Annotated in this window: 22 protein-coding genes and 2 pseudogenes; 3 read left to right on the top strand and 21 right to left on the bottom strand. The window is 31.0% G+C overall.

Going from position 1 to position 25,701, the window contains the following annotated elements:
* Positions 1–247 precede the first annotated feature (247 nt).
* From G9F72_RS02785 to G9F72_RS02775, 3 genes are all read right to left on the bottom strand, one after another.
* Positions 248–604, bottom strand: a complete 357-nt coding sequence (locus tag G9F72_RS02785; RefSeq protein WP_164959747.1) for a hypothetical protein — start codon at positions 602–604, stop codon at positions 248–250.
* 30 nt (positions 605–634) lie between these two features.
* On the bottom strand, positions 635–853 hold the full coding sequence (locus G9F72_RS02780; RefSeq protein WP_164959746.1) for a hypothetical protein: 219 nt from the start codon (positions 851–853) through the stop codon (positions 635–637).
* 439 nt (positions 854–1,292) lie between these two features.
* Entirely contained in the window at positions 1,293–2,099 is an 807-nt protein-coding gene (locus tag G9F72_RS02775; RefSeq protein WP_164959745.1) for a hypothetical protein, read from the bottom strand.
* Positions 2,100–2,245: 146 nt separating this feature from the next.
* Between G9F72_RS02775 and G9F72_RS02770 the strand changes: the two genes are divergently transcribed.
* Positions 2,246–2,518, top strand: a complete 273-nt coding sequence (locus tag G9F72_RS02770; RefSeq protein WP_164959744.1) for a transposase — start codon at positions 2,246–2,248, stop codon at positions 2,516–2,518.
* A 53-nt stretch (positions 2,519–2,571) separates the two neighbouring features.
* Positions 2,572–2,838 (top strand): IS3 family transposase, encoded by a 267-nt coding sequence (locus G9F72_RS02765; protein WP_164959743.1) that lies wholly within the window; start codon positions 2,572–2,574, stop codon positions 2,836–2,838.
* A 79-nt stretch (positions 2,839–2,917) separates the two neighbouring features.
* On the opposite strand, the gene G9F72_RS02760 is transcribed toward G9F72_RS02765, so the two are convergent.
* From G9F72_RS02760 to G9F72_RS02680, 17 genes and pseudogenes are all read right to left on the bottom strand, one after another.
* The gene (locus G9F72_RS02760) at positions 2,918–3,103 is read right to left on the bottom strand and encodes a hypothetical protein (protein ID WP_164959731.1); all 186 of its coding nucleotides are present in this window, start codon (positions 3,101–3,103) and stop codon (positions 2,918–2,920) included.
* Positions 3,104–3,257: 154 nt separating this feature from the next.
* Positions 3,258–3,929 carry a transposase gene (locus G9F72_RS02755; protein ID WP_164959742.1) on the bottom strand — a complete coding sequence of 224 codons (672 nt, stop codon included), beginning with the start codon at positions 3,927–3,929 and terminating at the stop codon, positions 3,258–3,260.
* A 21-nt stretch (positions 3,930–3,950) separates the two neighbouring features.
* Entirely contained in the window at positions 3,951–4,217 is a 267-nt protein-coding gene (locus tag G9F72_RS02750; protein ID WP_224675935.1) for a transposase zinc-binding domain-containing protein, read from the bottom strand.
* Positions 4,218–4,884: 667 nt separating this feature from the next.
* A pseudogene (locus G9F72_RS02745) lies at positions 4,885–5,007 on the bottom strand (DUF2935 domain-containing protein); the annotation flags it as partial.
* A gap of 151 nt (positions 5,008–5,158) precedes the next feature.
* A complete protein-coding gene (locus G9F72_RS02740) occupies positions 5,159–6,019 on the bottom strand; it encodes a formate/nitrite transporter family protein (RefSeq protein WP_164959740.1) in 861 nt (286 codons plus the stop codon).
* Positions 6,020–6,078: 59 nt separating this feature from the next.
* Complete coding sequence (locus G9F72_RS02735) at positions 6,079–6,861, bottom strand: folate family ECF transporter S component (RefSeq protein WP_164959739.1); 783 nt, start codon at positions 6,859–6,861, stop codon at positions 6,079–6,081.
* A gap of 75 nt (positions 6,862–6,936) precedes the next feature.
* Positions 6,937–7,950, bottom strand: a complete 1,014-nt coding sequence (gene hutG, locus G9F72_RS02730) for a formimidoylglutamase (protein ID WP_164959738.1) — start codon at positions 7,948–7,950, stop codon at positions 6,937–6,939.
* A gap of 153 nt (positions 7,951–8,103) precedes the next feature.
* Positions 8,104–8,724: a cyclodeaminase/cyclohydrolase family protein gene (locus G9F72_RS02725; protein ID WP_164959737.1), complete on the bottom strand. Its 621-nt coding sequence runs from the start codon at positions 8,722–8,724 to the stop codon at positions 8,104–8,106.
* Positions 8,725–8,760: 36 nt separating this feature from the next.
* Positions 8,761–10,440, bottom strand: coding sequence for a formate--tetrahydrofolate ligase (locus G9F72_RS02720; protein WP_164959736.1), 1,680 nt, complete (start codon positions 10,438–10,440; stop codon positions 8,761–8,763).
* Between the two features lie 42 nt (positions 10,441–10,482).
* Positions 10,483–11,379 (bottom strand): glutamate formimidoyltransferase, encoded by an 897-nt coding sequence (gene ftcD, locus G9F72_RS02715; RefSeq protein ID WP_164959735.1) that lies wholly within the window; start codon positions 11,377–11,379, stop codon positions 10,483–10,485.
* A 30-nt stretch (positions 11,380–11,409) separates the two neighbouring features.
* Positions 11,410–12,663, bottom strand: a complete 1,254-nt coding sequence (hutI, locus tag G9F72_RS02710; protein ID WP_164959734.1) for an imidazolonepropionase — start codon at positions 12,661–12,663, stop codon at positions 11,410–11,412.
* Positions 12,664–12,685: 22 nt separating this feature from the next.
* Positions 12,686–14,713: a urocanate hydratase gene (locus tag G9F72_RS02705; RefSeq protein ID WP_164959733.1), complete on the bottom strand. Its 2,028-nt coding sequence runs from the start codon at positions 14,711–14,713 to the stop codon at positions 12,686–12,688.
* 287 nt (positions 14,714–15,000) lie between these two features.
* On the bottom strand, positions 15,001–18,036 hold the full coding sequence (locus G9F72_RS02700; RefSeq protein ID WP_224675934.1) for a tetratricopeptide repeat protein: 3,036 nt from the start codon (positions 18,034–18,036) through the stop codon (positions 15,001–15,003).
* 255 nt (positions 18,037–18,291) lie between these two features.
* Positions 18,292–18,798: pseudogene (locus G9F72_RS02695) on the bottom strand (amidohydrolase family protein); the annotation flags it as partial.
* A 176-nt stretch (positions 18,799–18,974) separates the two neighbouring features.
* Positions 18,975–19,754 carry an amidohydrolase family protein gene (locus tag G9F72_RS02690; protein WP_164960177.1) on the bottom strand — a complete coding sequence of 260 codons (780 nt, stop codon included), beginning with the start codon at positions 19,752–19,754 and terminating at the stop codon, positions 18,975–18,977.
* Between the two features lie 40 nt (positions 19,755–19,794).
* Positions 19,795–21,882: a methyl-accepting chemotaxis protein gene (locus G9F72_RS02685; protein ID WP_164960178.1), complete on the bottom strand. Its 2,088-nt coding sequence runs from the start codon at positions 21,880–21,882 to the stop codon at positions 19,795–19,797.
* Positions 21,883–22,258: 376 nt separating this feature from the next.
* Positions 22,259–23,575: a YjiH family protein gene (locus tag G9F72_RS02680; protein WP_164960179.1), complete on the bottom strand. Its 1,317-nt coding sequence runs from the start codon at positions 23,573–23,575 to the stop codon at positions 22,259–22,261.
* 437 nt (positions 23,576–24,012) lie between these two features.
* Here G9F72_RS02680 and G9F72_RS02675 point away from each other — a divergent pair, with 437 nt between their 5' ends.
* On the top strand, positions 24,013–24,717 hold the full coding sequence (locus G9F72_RS02675) for a BTAD domain-containing putative transcriptional regulator (RefSeq protein ID WP_224675933.1): 705 nt from the start codon (positions 24,013–24,015) through the stop codon (positions 24,715–24,717).
* 133 nt (positions 24,718–24,850) lie between these two features.
* Here G9F72_RS02675 and G9F72_RS02670 read toward each other — a convergent pair whose 3' ends face one another.
* Positions 24,851–25,501, bottom strand: a complete 651-nt coding sequence (locus tag G9F72_RS02670) for a hypothetical protein (protein ID WP_224675932.1) — start codon at positions 25,499–25,501, stop codon at positions 24,851–24,853.
* Positions 25,502–25,701: the final 200 nt, after the last annotated feature.

Here is a 25,701-nt window from a genome sequence, read left to right as displayed (position 1 = left end):
CTGTGGAAACATAAAAAACACCTTAAATAATTCCGCTAAAAAGTGCACATCCCCACTCTAAAAATGCACACCCCTAAATTCAAAATCCATAAGGGGTGTGCATTTATTCCTATTCTAACCTATAATTTTATGACTTTTTGCTTAATTTTCACACTGTATTTTAATCCAAAAAACAATAAAAACCCTTGAATTCAAGGGTTTCCATTGTATCAAAATTATTGTTTATGTATGTCTAAGGACTATGATTTTATTTTGTGATTTTTGCATCCTTTTTATTTCTTTCCCAACTACTTAGATGTGTACATCTTAATTTATTTAACTTGTATACACTGAATAATTCATCAATAACATTTTGAACAAATCTATATAAAAAATATTTTTTACGTTCTGTACTATTTAAAGGTATTTTTTTGTATTTTGTAAATTCCCAGTCCTTTTTAGGCTTTACAAATATTTTATTAACCATACCTTTAGTTATATTACCGATTGTACAACAATTGATGATAATGTGGGGTTGATACTTCATCAGCCTTTGTTTGAAGTTTTCCACTATATTATCACTTGCCCATAAAGACAAGAAATTCTCATCTCTAATTTTTCCCACAATCGGCTCTAATCCCAAACTGCATTGAAATTAAATAGCATTCATAAGAATAACTTGGTAAATACCATCTTTTATCATACCCTCGGTAGCTGTCATAAAGTCATTCAATTTATCCACAAAGCCATTATCAAGATTATACCCTGTAATACCCAATGCAGGAGCAGGCGTAATTTTGCATTTTGCCTTATCATACTCGTCTATATGAGGACTTTCAAGTATGATAACTATAGTTTTAAATGTTCCTTTCAAACCTTCTAGACCTATACTTTCGTTAACTATATTGTGATTGTTAATACGTAGATTACGACAAAACCATAATTTAGAGTCCTGAACAATATTGTTGATAATATTTACGGCTCCGACATAATTGTCTGGACACCTGGCTATGGGAACACTTTTTTGATATTTGCAAGTTGTTTCGTAATTGTATTTTGAAATGTTTTCAATAAACTTATTTTTGCCACATCGCTCACCTCCATAACATCTTGAGTACTTGGTTGGTATTCCTCAAAGATACCGTCCAAATTTCACTAAAAAATGATTTTACTAGGTAGATTTTTTCTAACATGTTTGTCTTCATCAAAAGTAAAGAACTCACAAAATTTCCTAATTCATTATCAGCACCTGAGCGTAAATATTCATTATTTCTTCTGTGGTCAAATCTTTTAATTCCAATTCTTCTCACCTCTTATGAAATAATCTGTAATGCCCATTTCATAGCCTCTTCACTCTCTTTGAGCACTAGCTCTTGCCATTGTCCTTGATAATACAAGCCTTTCTCTTTTGCAGAGTTCTTTCTTTTTCCAATAACCATGTTAGGCATAAGAAATGGATGTTCATTCCATATAGCCGATGTGCATCCTTTCTTTGTAAGCACTAGTTTATTATCAAAATCAAGCGTTCCATACCCTGGCAACTTATCGTCAAATGATAATGTCTCTCTCGGAATATAATGAGCATTCGTATTATTATAAAGTCGGCTTTTATCTGCATGTGGATGCCAACTGTATTTTTTAATCCTAGTGGGATTAGTAATAATTTCACCAATCTGTAAATAAGCAAATACAATCTGCATCGCATTACCCAAATAAAAATCCTTCACACTCTTAGAAACATATTTAAATTTACCATCCTTAAGTTCAACTCTTCGGAACCAACCAAAAAACAAAAATAGGTAGTCCTTCTCAACACCAGCGCTATGTAAGTATCCTTGAGCAGTGTCAGTTTGTCCAAAGGCCGACTTCCATTCTCTTATAACATTACTTCGTATATCGGGCCGTATGTCAGGATCAACATGACAATTTCCTTTGCAACCTTTATGTCCCAAATCCTCTAAAATCTTTGAATAATTCACATCATTATATTGTAAATTACTATAAGCAACTCCATCAATAGAAGGAATAGGCATCGATAACAGGAACCCATCCGGCATAATCGGACTTGCAATTCCACCAGCTTTACTATCAAAACCTTTTCGCGATAAAATAATTTTCAACCACTTTCACCTCACTTTTCAAAAGTATTTGTTATAAACTCATAAATTATATGATTTTAGTCAATAAAAACTTGGTGTTAGTATAATATTGTAGACACAGAAAGCCGAACACATTAAAATATAAATAAGATAAGGATGTGTTTATAATGGCAAGAGGTCAAAAACAATATACAGATGAATTCAAAAATACAATAGTAGAGCTATATAACTCTGGAAAAAGCTTAGCAGAGTTAAGCAGTGAATATGCCCTTTCAAAATCAGCAATAACAGGTTGGATAAATAAAAATAAGCCGGTAGCTGTGGATAAAAATATAACCCTAACAGCAGAAGGATACAAAAACTTATTAAAGAAAAACGCTAAACTTGAAGAGGAAATTGAAATATTAAAAAAAGCAATGGGCATATTCGCAAGGAAATAAATACTGTATTTGAATTCATTACTAACAATCAAAAATATCATGATATCAAACTAATGTGTGAGGTTTTAGGTGTTGCAAGAAGCTCTTATTACAAGCATTTACACAAGAAACCAAGCAAACGAGAAATTGAAAACAAGAGAATAGAAAACGAAATTATAGATATCCACAGCGCAAGCAAAAATCGATATGAAGCTCCTAAAATAAATAAATCACTAAATGCACTGGGGATAACTATTAGTTTAAAAAGAACACAAAGATTGATGAAAAAATTGGGTATAAAATCTTTAATAGGAACAAAATCTCCCTACGGCGAGTATTAAAGTGATGCTCCACTAAAAAGTGTAGCATCATCTCTTAATTATCATATCTGAACCACATTCTATACACAAAACAATAGGACTACCACTTTTTCTGGGTGAATTCTTCAGGCGTATAACATTCAAACGCAACAAAGTCAGGCACTTCTTCTTCATACCCACATTTTTTACATTTAAAAAGTATCATTTTTTCACGTTCTTGTTGAAATGGTATGCTATCTTCATTCACTTTACTTGGAAAAATTCTTTTAATACGTTCCCATATCATATATATAACCATACTTTCTATGCCAAATTTGCCATAACTCCATTAGCTGGCCGCATTTTAAACTCTTTCTCGGATCTTTTGAAAAATTAATAATCATTAATTCTCTGTAACTCATTTTTCTTGTTTCCTTTTTCCAATTTATTTTTAGCGTGCACTAAATTGCCTTAAGACCACTTTTTATATAATGCAATAACCCAAAACACTTCCGGACTTTTACACTTATACTGCCTGCATATACTCCGTATAGTCTAACCATCTTAAAATATTTTGGGGTAATATGCATTAATAATCTACCTACAAAGACTTGTGCAGTAACTGTTTCTTCTACTTTCTCATTGGTTTCATGACTCTTATACCAAAACGTTACATTCTTTCCATCATAACTAATTATTCTATATTCTGCTATTGCTGGTCTGGCTAAGTACCTACCTATGTATCTTGCTGCACCTCTTGCACTTTTCATTCTCGATTTGGCATTTATATAAAATCCATTAGGATAATCTTTAAACATTTTTAAGTATTCTACTTTCCTCTCTGGCCTTTTACTAATCATGTAATTTATCAATTTGAACTGCCATACTTTTCTAAAATATTTATAGTCAAAGTATTCCATATCCTTAACTTCTTTACCTCTTGTTTTTATTTCTGGAATCAATGCATGGACATGTGGATTAAAACCTACATTCCTTCCAAATGTATGCACTGCTCCTATCATTCCACTTTGCCAAAGTACTCCTCCTTTTTTACTCCTTTTCTTTTTTTGATAGTCTTCTCTATTTTTATAGTTTACACCATTTGCAAACCCGTTTATAGTCTCATATACCATATCTTGTAGATCTTTTAAACCCTACCTATTCCAGTAAAAATAGTTCCTATATTCAGCTGGTATTGTAAATACACAGTGTCTATGTGGTACATCTAAAATTTTATTCACTTGTTTTTCTACACATTCGCTTATATATTTTTTACCACATTTACTACAAAATCTACTTTTACATGTAAACCCTATTTTAAATACTTCTAGACATTTTAAACATATATACGCAACAAACCCTAATGAAATATCTCCATATCCTATCATTTTCATTACTTCGACATTCATGTGTTTTCTCATTTTTTCAGGATATTTTTATTTATTCTTTTTCCAGAATTCTTGATAATGGTCTTCAAATATTTGTTTTATAGTAATTTTACTTTTTTTCATAATTTAATCATCTCATATTTATCTTAATTTTTCTACCTGAATTTTACCTAGAATGTTATCCACAGCGGTTTCCGCAAGCTGTTTCCTATATAATGAAAAGTCAGGAAGAATACATATTATATTAAATAAAAATGTATAATAAGAGTCTTTGCATTGTCATGATTTGTCGTTTTATCATGTGGATTTCTATTATACAAAACTTACAAAACTATGCATGTCTTACTTCCTCAAGTTCTAAGTGGCACTAACCCAATCTGATAAAAATATATATAGGAGTATATGGCTTAAATATTAATTAATATAAAAGGAGGACATATATTGAACCAAAATAATCTTAAATCAATAGATCATTAAGGATGTAAAAATAGTTAAGGTTTCAATTATATGGGGTGACTGGAAAACCAAAAGATTTTTCTCAAATAATCAAACAGGCTAAAAAATGCTCGGCACCTAAGCAAATTGAAAAGGGTGAAAAAGTAGGAGGCTTTGCTCATAATCAATAATGAAAAATGTTAAACTTTAAAAACTTGTAAAATAAAAAGTATGCAGAGAAATTCTACTGCATACTTTTTATGATTTACACTCCTTTTGTAAATATTTTTAATAAACGTAAATAGTGATTTGCTTCACGTAAAGTATGGTCACCTAACAATGGTATAACTATGGATTTGATTTTACATTCTACCAATCCTTGCGTACCTTATTTATTATTAATGAATGATGCAGAAATACAAATTGCATTTATGCTTTTAGATTTTACTAAAAAATAAAGTTAGATGTATTAAAGTCATATACAGAATAAGAAATTTTGTAGTAACCTAAAGCCCATTATATAAATAACTTGAAATAATTCATATATGCCTTTGTTGTATGAGTACGTCAACGACTTTTGGTGTTGCTTTCATATAAACTAACCAGTAAGCTATTCCTACAAAAATTCCGCCCCCCACTATATTTCCTAATGTAGATGGTATCAGGTTTTGAACTACATGTATAAAATTAATATTGCCTATTTTCTCTGCAGTTTGGTGGGACAATTCTATATAATTAGGATTAGTCTTTGCAAACACTCCTAATAACAAATAATACATATTTGCTACACAATGCTCAAATCCTGCAATAACAAATGCCATTATTGGAAAAAAAGAAATAAATACCTTGCCTACTACGTCCTTTGCTGCATAGGAGCCCCACACTGCTAGTGAGACTACAATATTACAAAGTATCCCGCTGGTAAAAGCCTGAGTAAAGGTGAGCGCACATTTATTAGCCGCTACTTTTATTACATACCCTCCTAGCTTTCCCCCGTTAGTACTTAATAAACCACTATAATATATTAAAACCACTATAATAAATGCGCCAAGGAAATTTGCAAAATATACGATTGTCCAATTCTTAAGCATTTTCTTTAGTGTTATTTTCTTTTGAGCGTAGGCTACAGTAAGTAAACAATTCCCGGTAAAAAGCTCAGCACCACAAATCAAAACCAGCATAAGTCCAACTGGAAATACTATTCCGGAAACAAGTTTAGCTACGCCTACATTTTCTATACTATGTGATGCCATAGCTGCTGCAAATCCTCCAATAGCTATAAATGCTCCTGCTAATATTCCTAGAATAAAGGTTTGTTCGAATTTATTATTTGCTTTTTTTATTCCCATGGCCTCTACATAATTACATATTTCCTTTGGGCTTAACATTGGTTTTTCCATTATGATTCTCCTTTTGCAATTTTAATTTATTTGTAATTTATATATAACTTATCCCAAACTTAACATTTAAGATCTATTCTAAACACTAATTCATAAACATTTAAAAGTATAGATATTATATATGACTGTATCAATATCATTAGACATGCCTCAGTAATTCTAGGAATCCACAAAACCATAAAACCTACACTAGAAAGTCCTGGTATAAATAATATTAGAAAATAAGTGTTAATAGATGAAATTAGAATTGCAGGCAATCCTATTGCTAAAATCATTTTAATATAGTTATCATATAGTTTATTTTCACTATTGTTTCTTTTAATCACATTATTAATAAACAAAATTACAAAGCCAAGCAGTGCTATAATCTCGAGTCCAATACCAATAAACTGAGTTTTCTTTCCAAGTGAAAATATTAATTTTCCTAAATTAGATTTTGGAAATACCAATATTACAATAGTATTAACAATTCCTGTTAGTCCTAAAGTTGTAAAACAAGCAATATAGTATTTTACTAATTTCTCAGTGCCCGCAAACTTTGTATATTTCCATATTAGTCCCGGGATAAAACCTGAAAGCATTGTTGTTAAAGTAAATAGTGGAATATAGGGTCCCATAGGTCTTAGAATATATGCAAGAATATCCACAATACCACCAGCAAATGCCCCATAAATTGGTCCGAAAATAATCCCAGGAAGAATATAGAAAATACCATCAATGCTAATTCTCATAGCCCCTGCACCACCAATTGGAATCATTATACTAATTGATCTTAGAATTACTGCAATTGCAATGAAAACGGAAGTTGAAACCAAAGTCTTTGTACTCATTTTTCCTTTCATTTAAAAACCTCCGGTAATTTATTTTAAAAAACATGATTCATTGGACTTGTTAAACTCAACTCCAATACCCACTATCTATATAGATAAATTATTTATTTCACAAAGTGTATTGATAACAGAAAAAATCAATACAGCTGCTAAGTTTGCTGTAACATCGTCTTGGTCAAATCTTGGCGAAACTTCAGCTATATCAAAGCTTACTACTTTATTTGATCTTAAAATGTATTTAAGGAACTTTAATACACGTTCAGGATCAAGCCCAAGGGGTTGAGACGAACTTACTCCTGGAGCAAAAGCTGTAGAAAATACATCGGAACATATAGTTACATATATATGATCTCTTAATTTTATGAAATTACCGATTTCCTCCATAAAATGCCAATTGTCCCTATCTATAATATCTTTCGCAAGCATATATTTAACGCCAAGGCTATCAGCTGTTTTAAAAAGATCTATGGTGTTACTGTGCTTTTGAACACCAATGCACAGATAAGAATATTGAAGATTTCTATCACTACAAATATCTGCTATTTGTCTAAACATTGTTCCGGAACTGGCTACTTTTGTGTAAGGTCTTAAATCAAAATGAGCATCAAAATTTATTATCCCAATATTAGGTTCTTTACTTTTTTGTGATAAGTAATTTAACGTACCCATATAACTTCCAAAAGCAACTTCGTGACCACCACCCAAAATAATAGGAAAAAGATTTAAACTTAAAATCTTTTCGATTGCTTTTGATAGAAGAGCTTGACTTTCCGGAAGAGTGCAGTCCTCACATGATATATCGCCTACATCAAAAAGTGTTACTTCTTGTGAAAAATTACATGGTAGGTTAGATAATTCTTTTCTAATGCTTTTCGGCCCCTTTGCTGCACCTATCCTGCCGCTGTTAAGCCTTACGCCTTCATCACAACAAAAACCAATAAAAGCAAATCCGAGTTTTCCTGTGTAGGCAATTAAATCATCTCTTTTTAAATTTATTATCTTTACACATTGATGCCATCTAAAAGCATCATAATTGTTTTCACTATCAGTTCGTCCCTGCCAATCTGTTTTATTTGTTATTTTGTAATTTTTATCAAACATCTTATTTGGCCTCCCAAATTATTTATATATTTATAATTACACCGCTAGCATCATTTTATTTCAAATATAATTTTCAGTATGTAAACATATTAAAAAATAACCCAAGGCAAATGTTGATTTGCATTGGGTTTATGGCTTGGGGGTGTAACCCTATTATATAACTACTTTGCTAAGTATTTGTTTTTCTCTTTCTACTACATTTGTTTCAAGAGCAGATACTTTTTTTTCAAAGGCAGCTACAAACTCACTATCCTTGATTGAGGATAGATTTATTTTTACATTGTAAAGTGCTGATAAAACTGCACTTCTTGCCATCATAGCAGATACAGCACCATCTGTTACTGCATTTTTATTTCCGTGTTTTACTACTTTTTCTGAGTAATCCATAAGGTTATATGCATCTTCTGCTATTTTGTATGGAGTCTCTGATGCATGTTTTAATGCATTTTGAATAGTTTCTTTCCTTGCAGCTTTTTCTTCATCAGTGTTTTTTGGTAATTTGAAAGCATCCATTACCCCATGAAAAGATTCTGAGTCTGCATCGATATACTCTATAAACTTTTCTTTATATTTGTTGGCCTGTTCATAAACTTCTTTCATCTCTACTTCAGTATCTTCATAACCCTTTTTACCAATGGTTAAACTTGCAACCATTGAAACAAGTGCGGCTGCAGATGCACCTGATAGTGCCGCAATACTTCCCCCTCCTGGTACAGGACAATTTTGGGATGTTTGATCAATGAATTCTCTAACACTTTTATTAACTAATAACATAGTAAATCCCTCCTTTTTCTATCCCTTTACATATGCTTAAAATAATCCTGTTATAACTCCATTTTCGTCTATATCCATCTTTTGTGCAGCTGGAACTTTAGGAAGTCCTGGTAGTGTCATTATATCTCCAGCTTCACATACAATAAAGCCTGCACCTGCAGAAACCCTTACAGTTTTAATTGTAATATTAAAGCCTTTTGGAGCTCCAAGAAGTTTACTATCATCAGAGAAAGAGTATTGAGTCTTAGCAATACATACAGGCATATTATCAAGACCTAATTCTTCAATCTTTTTCATTTGTTTTTTAGCATTTGCTTCAAATACTACTCCATCTCCACCATATATTTCGCGAACAATAATGTTAAGCTTTTCTTTTATGGAACTATTTACATCATAAATAGGTTTGAAATTTGATTCCTCTGTTTCTACAAGTTTTACAAGCTTTCGTGCCATCTCAACTCCGCCTTCTGAGCCTTTAGCCCATACTTCATTAAGTGCTACTTCAACTCCAAAATCTTTACATTTTGATATAAGAAGTTCTATTTCTTTTTCTGTATCATTACTAAATCTGTTTACAGCAACCATTACAGGTACATTAAACTTTCTTATATTTTCGACTTGCTTTATTAAATTCTCAAACCCACTATCAAGAGCTTTAAGATTTTCCATTCCCAAATCTGATTTAGCTACTCCACCATGCATTTTTAATGCTCTTATTGTAGCAACTATAACTGTAGCAGCTGGTTTTAACTCTCCATATCTACATTTTATATCAAAGAACTTTTCTCCCCCAAGGTCAGCACCAAAACCTGCCTCAGTTACTAAATAATCTCCCAATTTAAGTCCTAACTTTGTAGCTATAAGACTATTGCAACCATGAGCTATATTCGCGAATGGTCCACCATGTATTATTGCTGGCGAATTTTCTAATGTCTGAACTAAATTTGGCTTTATAGCATCCTTCATCAAAAGAGCCATTGCTCCATTAACCTGAAGATCCTTTGCAGTTACTGGATTACCATCCATGTTATAAGCTACTATTATTTTACCAAGTCTTTCTTTAAGATCCATTAAATCCTTAGAAAGACAAAGAATAGCCATGACCTCTGATGCAACGGTAATCATAAAACCATCTTCTCTTGGGAAACCGCATACCTTTCCGCCAAGACCAACAACTATATTTCTAAGAGCTCTGTCATTCATATCCATTACTCTTTTAAAAGCAATCTGTCTAATGTCTATCTTAAGGTTATTACCTTGATGAACATGATTATCTAGTGCTGCTGAAAGAAGATTATTTGATGCAGTTATAGCATGCATATCTCCTGTAAAGTGAAGGTTAATATCCTCCATAGGAACTACTTGAGCATATCCGCCGCCTGCTGCTCCTCCCTTTATTCCAAATACAGGTCCCAAAGAAGGCTCTCTTAATGCTATACATGTCTTCTTGCCTATTCTATTTAAAGCATCTCCAAGACCAATAGTAGTGGTTGATTTCCCCTCACCTGCAGGGGTTGGAGTGATGGCTGTTACAAGTATCAATTTCCCATCCACTTCATCTTTTAATCTATTAAAAATACTTAAAGAGACCTTTGCCTTGTACTTACCATAAGATTCTAATTCATCCTCACCAATTCCGTATTTTTCAGCAATTTTTGTAATGGGTAGCATATTAGCCTTTTGAGCTATTTCAATATCACTTGGAACTATATTCATATAATTCAACCCCTCATCGTATTTAATTATTTTTTGAATTCCTTATTCCGCTATTCTTTTTTCAAGTATTTGACTTATATCAAAGTTTTCTATTTGAAGGTAATATTCAGCACAATCTATCAATGCTTTCATAGGAACTAATCCAATAACTTCACTACCTACAACTGAAACGCCATATCGCAGAGCTTCCATCTTAACCATTTCATGCGCTCTATATACAGCAGTCTTTTCATAATTTACGAGATTCATAGAAATCTGCACTATATTTCTTTCATGAAGTTTAACGCCCATAGCCTTTACAAATCTAAGTCCTCCGCCTATAAATCTTACATTCTTGCCAATAGCAGTTGCTATTTCCATATTGTCTGTGCCTAAGTTCACATTGTATGCTACAAGCGGAAATCTAGCACCTATAACTGTACAACCACTTTTTTCATTCATCTCACATGGTCCAAAATCAGGTTTCCATTCTGGAAGTTTTATTTTTTCAAAAAATCCTTCATACTGTCCTTTTCTAATATTAGCAAGATTTGTTCGTTCCTTACAAGTAGCTGCATCTTCGTAAAGATAAACAGGTATATTTAATTCTTCTCCAACCTTTCTACCAAGGTCTTTAGCCAATTCGATACATTCTTCTGTAGTAATATCCTGAATTGGAATAAATGGAACCACATCTGTAGCACCCATTCTTGGATGAGCACCTTGTTGATTTCGCATATCTATAAGCTCTGATGCTCTCTTAATTAGCTTAAAAGCCGCATTTTTAGCATCTTCAGGTGTAGCAACAAATGTAACAACTGTCCTGTTATGATCCTTATCTGAAGAATAGTCAAGTAGTTTTACATTTTCTGTATTTCTTACCTCATCAACTATACTTTCAATTATTTGCTTATCTCTTCCTTCACTGAAATTTGGAACACATTCCACTAATTTTGCCATAATATTATCTCCTTTACTATTTAAGATTAATTATAGGTTAACAACTACATTCCCATTTTTAATTACGGTCTCTACAATGTTTATGCCTGTATTATATGGTATAAAATTATAAGAAGGATATTTCAAAATAACAATATCGCCCTTTTTACCAGGGTCTATACTTCCAATAGAATCTGCTCTACCAATAGCAGCAGCACCGTTTATTGTAAGTGCTGTTATAGCCTCTTCCATACTCATCTTCATATATATAGCTGCCACTGCAAATACCAAGGGTATTGAATATGTAAAACAGCTCCCTGGATTAAAATCTGATGCCAGTGCTACCGCGCAACCACTACTAATCATTTCCCTTGCCCTTGCATATGGCTCTTTTAAGCAAAATGCAGTACATGGAAGGAGAGTAGAAATCACCTTTTTCTCTGCCATGGCTTTTATTCCATCGTCTGACGCATGCAATAGATGGTCGGCTGATATAGCGCCAACTTCTGCTGCAAGCTCCGACCCTCCAAGAGTGATTATTTCATCCGCATGAAGTTTAAGTTTAAAACCCATTTCCTTTGCTTTTAAAAGAAGTTTTCTTGATTCATCTATAGAAAAAACTTTGTCTTCACAAAAAACATCGCAAAACTCTGCAAGATTTTCATCTTTAATCACAGGGAGTACCTTCGTTATAATGAAGTCAATATACTCATTATTTTTCCCTTTGTATTCAGGTGGAACTGAATGTGCACCTAAAAATGTAATTGCCAGGTCCATAGCATGATCTTTATTAAGCTTCTTCATAACCTTAAGCTGCTTTATTTCTGTGTCAAAATCAAGGCCATAACCGCTTTTACCTTCTACAGTTGTTACTCCAAGCTTAAGCATGTCATTAAGCCTTTCAAATCCAACATTATAAAGTTCTTCTTCAGAAGAATTCCTTGTTGAGGTTACTGTACTTTGTATTCCACCGCCTCTCTCCATTATATCCATATAACTGTCTCCACGGAGTCTCCAAGCAAATTCATCTGCCCTGTAGCCACCAAATATAAAATGAGTGTGAGAATCTACAAATCCTGGAAGTACACATTTGTTAGATGCATCTATAACTTCATAATCTTCTTCATTGTAAATTTTCAATATTTCTTCTGTAGTATTAACAGCTTTAATTATTCCATCTTCAATGACAACGGCTCCATTTTTAATGGTATAAATATTTTTCATTTCTTCACCGTATTTTGCCTTGCTACCGCTGCAGGTAACAAGCTCCGAGGCATTTTTTATAAGTAAATTCTTTTTTTTCATAAATGCATCCCTCTCAACTATATTACTTATCGAAATACTTACTAACTCCATCCGCTACAAGCTTTTCATTCGTTAAAAAAGGAATAGTAACATGGTCTGTACCTTTATGTGTATTATTAAATTCTATAACTGTCTCTATAGAATGTTCATTTCTTGCCCATGAACGTCTTGCAACTCCACTCATAACATCCCATGAAAGTGCAGATTTAATTATCTCATCTACCCTATAACTTCCATCAAGTACAAGACCAAATCCTCCATTTATTGATTTCCCGATTCCTACACCTCCACCGTTATGAAGTGCTACAAGACTCATACCTCTTGCTGCATTTCCTGCATAGCACTGAACAGCCATATCTGCCATAACGTTACTTCCATCTTTTATGTTGGAAGTTTCTCTAAATGGTGAATCAGTACCACTTACATCATGATGATCTCTACCCATCATAACAGGTCCTATCTCGCCGGTTCTTACCATTTCATTGAATTTAAGAGCTATGTTTATTCTTCCTGTAGCATCCTGATAAAGTATTCTTGCTTTGGTGCCTACCACAAGATTATTTTTTTCTGCATCCCTTATCCAGTTGTAGTTATCTCTATCTTGATATCTTCTCTTTGGATCTATGCATCCCATTGCAGCATGATCTGTTTTTATTAAATCTTCATTTTTTCCACTTAAGCATACCCATCTGAATGGTCCATAACCATAGTCAAATAGCTGTGGCCCCATTATATCTTCTACGTAAGATGGGAATATAAAACCATCTTTTTCATCTACTCCATTTTTGGATATTTCCACAGCGCCAGCATCATAAATTGCTTTCATAAATGAATTTCCATAGTCGAAGAAGTATGTTCCTCTTTCAACTAATATTTTTATAAGTTCAAAGTGAATTCTTAAGCTCTTATTTACCAATTTACAAAAAGTATCTCTGTCTTTCGCAAGTAGATTTGTTCTTTCCTCAAATGTTACTCCCCTCGGACAATATCCACCTTCATATACCGCATGGCAAGATGTTTGGTCAGATAATAAATCAATTTTTTTATTATTTTTTACTATATACTCCAATAAATCAACTATATTTCCATGATATCCAATTGACATCGGCTCTTTCTTTTCCAAATATTCTTCAGCAATTTTGAATACCTCATCAAGGTCTGAAGATTGTCTCATAATCCATCCCTGATCCAGTCTTGTTTGAATTCTTGATTCATCAACCTCCGCTACAATTCCTACAGCATTTGCTATTTCAATCGCCTTTGGCTGAGCACCACTCATACCGCCCAAACCTGATGTTACAAATATATGACCTCTTAAATCACCATCATTTGGGATTCCTAGCTTCATCCTCCCTGCATTTAATAGTGTATTGTATGTACCATGAACTATGCCCTGAGGTCCTATATACATCCATCCGCCTGCAGTCATTTGTCCATAATTTGCAACACCCATTTCCTCTGCTATTTCCCAATCCTTTTGATTATCGAACATGCCTATCATTAACGCATTTGTAATTATTACTCTTGGTGCTTCAGGTTTTGATTTGAAAAGTCCAAGAGGATGTCCTGATTCTAAAACCAAGGTTTGGTCTTGAGTCATTATTTCTAGATATTTTTTTATTAATCTATATTGCATCCAATTTGGGCATACACTTCCTGTTTCACCATAAGTAACAAGTTCATAAGGATATAAAGCCACATCAGAATCAAGATTATTATCAATCATAACCTGAAAAGCTTTACCTTCAGTACATCTTCCTTCATATTCATCTATTGATTTTCCATATATTCTTCCTTCAGGACGATACCTGTATCCGTATATTCTACCTCTTGTTGTAAGCTCCTCCATAAATTCTGGTATAAGCTCCTCATGATACTTTTCTGGAATATAACGAAGTGCGTTCTTAATTGCTATTTCCGTCTGAGCTTTTGAAAGATGAAACCCTCTATCTGGAGCTCTTCTTATTCCCTTAGTAAATTCAGGCATATTAGGTAAATAATCATCTAAAGCAATTGTCATTGCATCTTTTATGTCAATATTATTAATCATCACTTGTCCCTCCTTAATATATCTAGTGTACTTGCTTGTACACCGATTTTTTTTACTTATAATCATATTTTAATACTAGCTAGTCATTAAAACGTCTATTTTTCAGCTTTATCTCTTATCTTTTAGAAAACTCACAACTTTTTTTTGAATTGCTAAGAATGTAAGTTAATAAAATATTTTTGTAAGTTAATAAAATACTTTTATTGGTAAAATAAATAGAGAGCTAATATATCAATAGTATAACTATAGATATATTAGCTCTCAGAGAATAGAATATCATACCCCCATCAGATAATACTCTCTTGTTTTATTAAAGTTTTCAACAAATTTATTTCATAATTATCCCTTGATGTGGTTAAAAATTTAATACTATTTTCACAATAAGATTGTAAAGTTTCATTCAAGTATATATTAAAAACTCTATTTAATTTATCGTTATTTTTCATTTCATATTTTATTTGAGCTTTTACCATATTTACTATCCCGATTTCATGAGGATTTTTTAGCAACCTTGAATGGGAATCCGAATTTTTTAAATATTCTAAAGCACTTTCATAATTTCCTTCACTAATTATTATTCGAGACATAAATGCTTCTACGATAGACTTTTCCCACATTAAATCGAATTGTTTATATATATCCATAGACTTTTGAAAATATTTTTTCGCATGAGAATACTCTCCCATATTAAAACATGTTTCACCAGCATTTATATTAAAAATTGAAAGACTGGTAAATATGTTTTTTTCTTCACATATTTCTATTGCTTTAGTGAAAAATTCTAAAGCCTCTTCAAATTTCATTTGTTGTCTTCTTATATCTCCGATGTAATTATAAGCAGCTGCTATACTCAAGGCATATTTATCAGCTACACTTTTAGTTACATTAAAGATATTTATAGATTCATTAAAGAGTTTTTCTGCTTCGCTATAATTTCCTTGCATTTTTTTATATAATGCTTTAAACCTTAGAAAAATGCCTATTTCCATATGATAATTACAATCCGCGGCTTTATCTAAACCAAGGCTTACATATTTTATCATATCATCAATACTATTGGTCTGTATACAATAATAAATCATCTGCCTGTATCCTTCTATAGCGTAATCTGAATCACTAATTTCATTAGCCTTTTCTATCATTTCATTTATAAACTCAACACCTTTTTCATAATCTCCTTCTCTTATAAGATATCTTCCTTTAATATGTAGAAACTCTATGTCTAATTTTAAAACTTCCTTAGAATCTTTACAGTCATTTTTTACTTTTAATAGTAGAATTTCTATTTTCTTTATGCTTTTAATGGTTTTACTGTTGCTAAAATATAAGTTATTATAAAAATTAACATCCTTATCATATAGTATGGGATAAAGTTCATGACTAAAATTTAAATATACATTTAAATTTTTTATGCTATATTTTAATGTTGCTAAATTATTATCTGCATTTGAAAAATGATAAACAAGTTTATTGTAAACGGTTACGTCGCTTCTATTGTTTGTTAAATTCTTTTCAAGAATATAACCCACCCTATTATGAAAAATTTTTCTTCTTGCCGTGGATAGATTAATATAAATAAATTCTCTTAATTTCTGATGGGTAAACATAAAGCTTATAATATTATCGTTATTTATTTCCTTTAAAATGAATTTATTTTCAAGTTCTTCTATTGCGTCCATTATCTTAAGTTCATCTTCCCCTGTAAGTTCATGCAAAATATATAAAGGAATTTCATCAAAAAATAAAGATGAAATTCTTAAAATGTTTTTACACTCCTCTGAAATATCTAAAAACCTGCTTTTCATTACATCCTGCATTTTCGAGGACATAATATTTATATCACTATTAAACTTTATAGTATTAATATATTCTGTTAAAAAAAATGCATTTCCTTCAGTTTCATTATAAATTTTATTTAATATCTCTTTAGTGAAATTCTTTTTTGGAAGACCAATTTTAATAAAATTTTCTACTTCATTATTATCAAATCTTAATAAATCCAACCTTAAAATTTTATTATGTTTATTTGCAGAAACTAGAAATTTATCTATTTCGATGTTGTATTCGTTTCTATATGTCATTAAACACAAAAGATTAGTATGTCCATGCAAAATCATGCTACTTAAAAACATTAAACTACCATAATCAATCCACTGAATATCTTCAAAAATAAGTATTATTTTCTTTTTATGGTCTATTTCAGTAAGAATATTAGTTATTATATTCTCAATAACCTCATATTTTAACGCATAATTACTCTCTAAAATTTTAGTACTTTGTTCTTTATTATCTAAATCATTAAACTCAGAAAAACAATGTTCTATAATATTTTCCCACAAAGTTGGAATTTTTACATTTTCATTTTTCATAATTTGAGAAAGCTTAGATAATATAACATTCCAAGGCTTCAAAATGCAATCCTTTTCAAATTGAAAACAATAAGTTTCTAAAATATAAGCTGTTTCATTATCTATTATTTCTACAAATTTATCTTTTAATCTTGTTTTTCCTATGCCGGCTTCCCCTACCAAAAACATGGCTTTAGAAGGTTCATTCTTTATAAAATCATTATAATTATTTTGTAATATTCTTAATTCATTATATCTTCCATAGAAAAATTCATCAGTTTTTTTATTACTTTCTTTTGTATTCATAACATCTATTACTTCATTAATTACGTTTAATATTTTATCATCAAGAGTAATCGATAATTCATCTTTAAATAATTTTTTAACATTATTATATGTTTCAATTGCCATGTTATATTTGCCTTGGTTTTTATAACTTTCAAGTAAATATATATATGCATTTTCATTGAATTCATCTACCTTTATTAATAGCTTTGAATATTTTTCAACAATATCATAATTATTATTTTTTAATTCTTTTTCTATTTTCGCATTTAATCGTTCAATATAAATACACTCCAAATTTTCCCGCATTTCTAATAGCCAAACTTCAAAATTCTCTGCATTTTTAGGACAAAATCCTTGTAGAAATTCTCCCTTAAAAACATTTATTTCATTTTCATCACCCATAAACTTATATACATCCGCATCTATTTTTATATCTGGATTAAGCATAATTATTGATTTTTGAGGCGATACCAATACTGGAATATTAGAGCATTTATTTATTTTATATATAGCATTTCTTAAATTTTTTTTAGCATTGCCTTCTTCTTGATTAGCCCAAAAAAGTTCTGAGATATGTTCTCTGTTATCTTGTTTATTTATAAGTAAATAACAAAAGAGCCCTTGCGCTTTACTGTAAGGTAAGAATATTTCTTTTTCATTGACAGTTAAACAAAAATTTCCAAACATCTCACAATATATACTATTCACCATATCACTCCCTTATAAGACCATAATATTTATATATACAAACAATCAAGAGCTTATCTACCTAGATTTTGTTGTTAGAGGACACTTTAATTTGCAGTAAATCCTCCATTTTAGACATGAATATCAGCAACTGTAAATATGTTGTATAGAAAAGCACAAGATGTATTGAATACAACTTGTGCTTTTGTTTAGGATTTAACTACAACAAAAAACCCTAAGAACATCATAATACAATTAAATATTGATTTCAATAGCTTTTGTGAAAATTATGAAAAAAAAGCATTTTAAAGGTGTTTGTAAAAATTCAATCCGAAAGGAATTAAGTATACCAGAATCAGATAGACTCTTATAAGGATATTGTATCGATGCACGTTCCTTGCCTAAATATGGGTAATACAGATTCCAAAAGTAATCATCAACTTGCATCCAATAAGGAGCTACAACAGCTGTCATTCCCATATCCGCCATTCTTTTCATATCTTCAGGCGCCATAAATTGACAATGTGCCAATGTATGTCTTGAGTCTCTTTCACTGTTAGTCTTCCTTACAGATTCTAGCGCATTTAGAGTATATTTAGCAGCACCATCACCTATTGAATGAACATGAATTTGGAATCTAGCTGCATCAATTTTTTCAAATGCTGCTTTCATTGATTCATCTGTCCATACTTTAAGTCCATACCAGTTATCTGATCTGTGTGCATAAGGCTTTAACAAAAGACCTGTTTCTTCTTCCAATACTTTGTCTGCAAAAAATTAAATGCATTTACTTTAAAATATGGTGAAGTAAATGTTTTTGAAAGTTCAATACTTTTATCAATATTTGAGCTTACTTTATCGCCCATTGTAGGTTCTAATAACCAACCTCCTTTTACTCTTATAGTTAATTTCCCTTCATTAGCAAGTTCGTTATAAGCTTAATAATAATTAGGGTTGTCCAAATTAGCATTTGCATCAAATACATTAGCTATTCCTCTAGAATTTAATAGTTTTTGAACCCAAAGGATAGCTTCTTTATATTGCTCTTTTGAATATTTAATAGAAATATCTTTCATAAGATCCATAGCACTTTCCTGAAGAAGACCTGATGGCTCTCCTGTTTTAGGATCTTTTTGGATTATTCCTCCTTCTGGATTTGGAGTATCTTTTGTAATTTCATCCATTTTAAGTGCTTTTGAGTTTACCCACATCGAGTGTCCATCATTTGAGAGCATGATAATGGGGCTAGTTGAATCGATTGCATCCAAAGTTTCTTTTCGTGGACCAAGTTCATCCCAATCAGAACGATAATAGCCTGCTCCTTGAATAACTTTCAAATCAGGATTGGCAACAGCAAATTCTTTAATCTTCTTTGCATAGCTTTCTACTCCACTAACATCTGAAACAACAACAGAGAATACATAATCTACTGCTGACATTGCAGGATGCATATGACTGTCAAAGAACCCCGGCATAACTGTTTCGCATTTTAAATCAATAATTTGAGTAGAAGCTCCTTTGTAGTTTTCAATATCTGATGTTGTACCTACAGACAGAATCTTACCGTCTTTAACTGCAACATTTTTAGCTACTGTATTGTTTGCATCTTCCGTATAAATAGTACCATTAGTAAGAATCATGTCTGCTGTTTTTGATGCATTTTCTGTGCATCCTACCATTAGGCCAATACTTAACACAAGCACTACGAAATAGGACATATTTTTTTCATAATTTCCCCTCCTCTAGCACTATATTATTTTACACAGTGAATTTACCTACTATTTTATCTAATACAACTGCTAATTCTTTTAATTCCTCTACTGTTTCTGATACAGTTTTAATTGCGGCTTCTTGTTCTTCCATAGTTGCAGCCACTTCCTGCGTTGATGCTGCTGCTTCCTCAGTTATTGCAGATATTCCTTGAATGGCTTCAACTATATCCTCTTTTCCTTTATCTACTGTATTGATGCTAGATGCAATGCTTTGTATTTTTGATTTAGTATTATATATTGCCTCTCCAATAACCTCAAAGGCTTCTGTAGACGTTTCCATTACAAAATTTGCTTCTTTAGCAGTATTTTTAGCTTCATCCATATTGTTTTTGCCTAAACTTATTTCACTTTGAATTTGCTTTACTATATCATCTATTTGATGTGTGGACGTAGCTGTTTTTTCTGCAAGCTTTCTAATTTCCTCTGCTACCACTGCAAAACCTTTTCCACTCTCACCTGCTCTTGCTGCTTCAATTGCCGCATTTAAAGCTAGTAGATTTGTCTGGCTTGCAATAGATTGAATAGTACTTATAATTTCTCCTATTAAGCTTGATTTATCTGATAGTCCATCTATATTATTAGCAACTTTTTCAGTGGCTTGTACATTTAATTGGAGCTTTACATTAAGCTCTTTAATTGCTTTGCTACCCTTCTCTTGCATTTTTTCCATTTCTATTGAATATTCTTTAAGACTAGTAATGCTAGCCACAACTTCTTCTATCTCACCGGCAAGTATATTCAATTTATATGAGCCATCCTGAGCCTCACTTGCTTGTTCAACAGTTCCCTTAGCTAATTCTTCAACTGTTTGTGAAAGAACAGTAATAGCATATGATGTTTCCTCCGCATTGACAGAAATAGTATTTGAATATTCCACTACCTCATCAGAATCCTTCTTTAATTCCTCAACAACCTTTATTAATTCTTCCCTTAGCTCTATTAAACTATTTCCCATAACACCTATTTCATCTTTACTTGATAGCATTTGGTTTAGGTTCTTGTCATTATAGGTTAGGTCTAGTTTAGCTAATTTGCCTATAAAACTTGTTGCAACTTCTATTGGTCTAGATATTCTCCTGCCAATAACTAATGCAATAATTATTGAAGCTATAATTCCTAGAGCTATAATTAAAACAATAATATATATTGTTTTATTTAAATTTTTGAACACTTCTGAGCTAGGCACTTTTAATCCCATAATTTGATCATTATTCAAAGTATAATAACCCATCATTTGCTTATGTCCTTCAAAGTTTGTCTCCAGCGCAATTGATTTTTTATTTTTTAATTCATCAGTTATAAATTTATATTTTCCACTTTCTAAGGTATCTAATTTATCAGTTGATTTTTTCTTTCCATCAACTATAAAACTATAATGCTTATCTAGCAAAAATGCAGAACCAGTATCATATATCTTTGTATTTAAAATTATCCCTCTCAAACTTTCAAAGGAAATATCCATACCTGTAACTCCAACTAATTCATTATTAGAATATACAGGCATGGTATAAGATATCACATTTATTTTACGTACTGGGTCCACACAAGGTTTTGACCACACTCCTAGTTTATCCTTAATTGATTTATAATACCAATCCATAGCGGCATTGCTTTCCTTAAAATCCGCTAAATTTAAACCATCATTAGTCATATAGCTTTGCTTTTTCTGCTCATCATAATTATAAGCTACATCATAAGTCTTACTTCCACCTGTAAATTTAGGATCAAAAATTATATATAGCCCTACAAGCCCATTATTACTATCACCTAAACTCTTCATTAAAGAACTTATCTGTTTTTCGTATGTACTTATATAGCTTGGGTCTTTAACCTTAGAAACTTCTATTGTGTTTAAAACTAGTCCTGATAACTCCTTTACAGTGTTTTCAACCTTTGTAGTTTGTACTGTGTATTCATTTCCTCTACTAGAAGCTATATTTAATAGTTTCTCTGTGGCTTCCTGCTTAATTATACTTGTGGATTTAACAATACTCGTAATTCCTACCATCGCTGATACTAAAATTGAACAACTCACTATAGCAATAACTATTTTAGTGCTAATTTTATTTTTCACCAATATCCCCCTTTAGAATATAGTTTTAGTTAATTGCATAACCTTGTAATCAAGTGACTGCAAGGCTCTACAATCATATAAGAATTTCCCCACTTTCGTCGAATTTATATTCATCACAACTAAATTCACCGAAGGGAGAGAATTCCATGCAATCAAATTTAAAACAATTATCTCTAGTTTAGCTTGATGGCTATGTTGCCGTACCCCATCTGCACCGATTAAAGGAATTAGTTGAAATATAATAATCTAGGAGCATAATTCATACATAATGGATTATGCTCCTAGATTTTTTATATCTATTTAATATTTTAACTTTTTATCCTTATATATTTACTATTGGTTACCTTTTTTCACCTTAATTGCCAGTGGAACTTACTTATAATATTAGATACGCAATAGGTATGGTTATCATTAATGTGAGAACAGTTCTTTCAAACCATATTACAATTATCTCAGGTATACTTATTGGTATATCTGTTGACAGTATGCATGGTATTGATGCAGAGAAAAACAGTATTGCTGAAATTGATACTACAGCAACTACAAATTTTGTTACAAGAGGAGCGCCAACAACTAATAATGCTGGTAAAAACATTTCAGCTATACCCACTGCACATGCTTTTGATGCAAGCAATGGTTCTGGCAATTTAAACAATAACGCTATTGGGTAAAAAACATACCCTATTATATTGAACACAGGGGTATATTTTGCAAGAATTAACCCTATTAATCCTACAGACATTATTGATGGTAGGATTCCCATAGCCATAACAAATCCATCTTTTAAATTATCAACAATATTTTTTCCTATTGATACTGAACTTTTAGAAGCTTTAATTCCTTCCTCCCATGCATTTTTAAGCATATTTCCTTGTCTAGGTATTTCCGGATCACCCTTTTGATTATTATAGTATTCATCAGACTTTTTGCTTAATGGTCTTAACCTTGCCGTGATAGCTGTAACAATAAATGTAACTACTAATGTTACCCAAAAGTATTTAGTCCACAAATTCATTATTCCTAATGTCTTTGCCACTATAATCATAAAAGTTGCAGATACGGTAGAAAATCCTGTAGCAATTATTGCAGCCTCTTTTGTTGTATATTTCCCCTCTTTATATACCCTATTGGTAATTAACAATGCAATAGAATAACTTCCCACAAAGGAAGCAACTGCATCAACAGCAGAACGTCCTGGAGTTTTCCACAAAGGTCTCATAACCGGTTTCATTATAACGCCTATAAATTCCATAAGTCCATACCCAACTAAAAATGCTAAAAATACTGAACCTACGGGAACAATTATTCCTACTGGGATAGCTAATGAATTAAATAAGAATGGAATCATATCTTTCTCAAATAGAAAGCTAGGTCCAAAATTAAAGAACGCCATGAACCCTATTACTATACCTAATAATTTAAGTATAGAAAATACTAATGTTACCTTATCTTTATTCCATGTTTTTTTATAGAAAGGATATACTCCTCCTAAAATGATAACTATTAGCCCATAGATTCCACCACCTCCCCCAGATAATCCTTTTAATGCTGTAACCACATGGTCTATTGGAATAGTCGTCTTTCCATTTATAGTTATTGTTATAAAAAACATAAATATTCCAATTACACTATAACCTACAAATTTAAATATATCGCTAGTTCTGGTTGCGCTTACATGTTCTGTATTAATCATGATTTACCTTCCCCCCCTGAATTTCAAACAAATTCTTTAACTTTACTAATATACATCTCTAAACGATTACTTAGTTGCTTTAACCAAAAGCATAAATATGTAGCATTTGCTCAAAACTCGCCTCCACTCGTTTTAAGTCTGATACTATTTTTATTTAGTCCTTCTTCTGTACAAGGTTTTTCTAGATTTACTTTGATGAAATGTAACATTATCTTTATCACTTCCTCCTTTATCATTATTATAAATTAATTAGAACATCAAAACGTCAAATAAATGAATATTATAAATAGTTACTTATTATTAATAAAAACTTTCAGTAAGAATTTAATTTTGGAATTATGTTTATAATGTAGTATAATCTATAGTGTTATATATTTTATATAAGAAAGTTTATGTCACTAACCGGGAGTGTTTTTATGCATTATATACATTGAAAGATGTTTGGTAATTTTTATTTAACTGTCAATGAAAAAGAAATTTTCTTGCCTTACAGTAAAGCCCAAGGCCTTTTTTGTTATTTACTTTTGAATAAACAAGATGATAGAAAACATATCTCAGAACTTTTTTGGGCTAACCAAGAAGAAGGCGACGCTATAAAAAATCTAAGAAATGCTATTTATAAAATAAATAAATTCTCTAATGTACCTGTGTTAATATCTCCTCAAAAATCAATAGTTATGATTAATCCAGATATAGAAATAGAGTTAGACGTATATAGATTTATGAATGATGAAAACGAAATAGATGTTTTTAATGGGGAATTTCTACAAGGATTTTGCCCTAAAAATGCTACTAACTTTGAAATTTGGCTTTTAGAAATTCGTGAAAGTTTAAAATGTATGTATACCAATAGATTGAATAAAAAAATAGAAAATGCTTTACATAATAACAATTATGATATTGTTGAAAAATATTCAAAATTATTAATAAAAACAGATGAATTTAATGAAGATGCTTACTTATATTTACTACAAAGTTATAAAAATCAAGGTAAATATAACATGGCAATTGAAACATACAATGGTGTTAAAAATTTATTTAAAGATGAATTATCTATTTCTCTTGATGATAAAATATTAAATATAATTAATGAAATAATAGATATTATGAATACTAAGGAAGTTACTAAAAAAGCTATTTAATTTTTCTTTGGAAGATATAATGAAATAAGGATACTATAAAACAATTATAATGATTTTATAAAAAATGACTGTTCGAAAGCAGTGTTTTTAGTAGGCGAAGCTGGTATAGGTAAAACTATGCTGAAAGATAAGTTTATAGATATAGTAGATAAGAATACAGCTTATGTTTTAGAAACTTATTGTTTTCAATTTGAAAAGGATTAATTTTAAAGCCGTGGAATGTTATAGTATCTAAACTTTCTGAAATCATGAAAAATGAAAACATAGAAATTCCACTTTTATGGGAAATCTTTATAGAGAATTTATTTTCAAGTCCTTCTATTGCGTCCATTATCTTAAGTTCATCTTCCCCTGTAAGTTCATGCAAAATATATAAAGGAATTTCATCCAAAAATAAAGATGAAATTCTTAAAATGTTTTTACACTCCTCTGAAATATCTAAAAACCTGCTTTTCATTACATCCTGCATTTTCGAGGACATAATATTTATATCACTATTAAACTTTATAGTATTAATATATTCTGTTAAAAAAAATGCATTTCCTTCAGTTTCATTATAAATTTTATTTAATATCTCTTTAGTGAAATTCTTTTTTGGAAGACCAATTTTAATAAAATTTTCTACTTCATTATTATCAAATCTTAATAAATCCAACCTTAAAATTTTATTATGTTTATTTGCAGAAACTAGAAATTTATCTATTTCGATGTTGTATTCGTTTCTATATGTCATTAAACACAAAAGATTAGTATGTCCATGCAAAATCATGCTACTTAAAAACATTAAACTACCATAATCAATCCACTGAATATCTTCAAAAATAAGTATTATTTTCTTTTTATGGTCTATTTCAGATCAGAATACCCCTTAGACTTTATTTTAATAACACAAAATCCATTTTCTTCATTCTCATATGTAATTCTTTCTACTATACCGCCTATGTATTCCATTATTAATCCATCCTATGAATATTATTTGAGGCA

Origin of the sequence: Clostridium estertheticum, from assembly GCF_011065935.2 — a bacterium.
GTDB classification, from domain to species: domain Bacteria; phylum Bacillota; class Clostridia; order Clostridiales; family Clostridiaceae; genus Clostridium_AD; species Clostridium_AD estertheticum_A.
The sequence above is the reverse complement of the archived record's forward strand: the minus strand, read 5'-3'. Positions and strand labels throughout refer to the sequence as shown.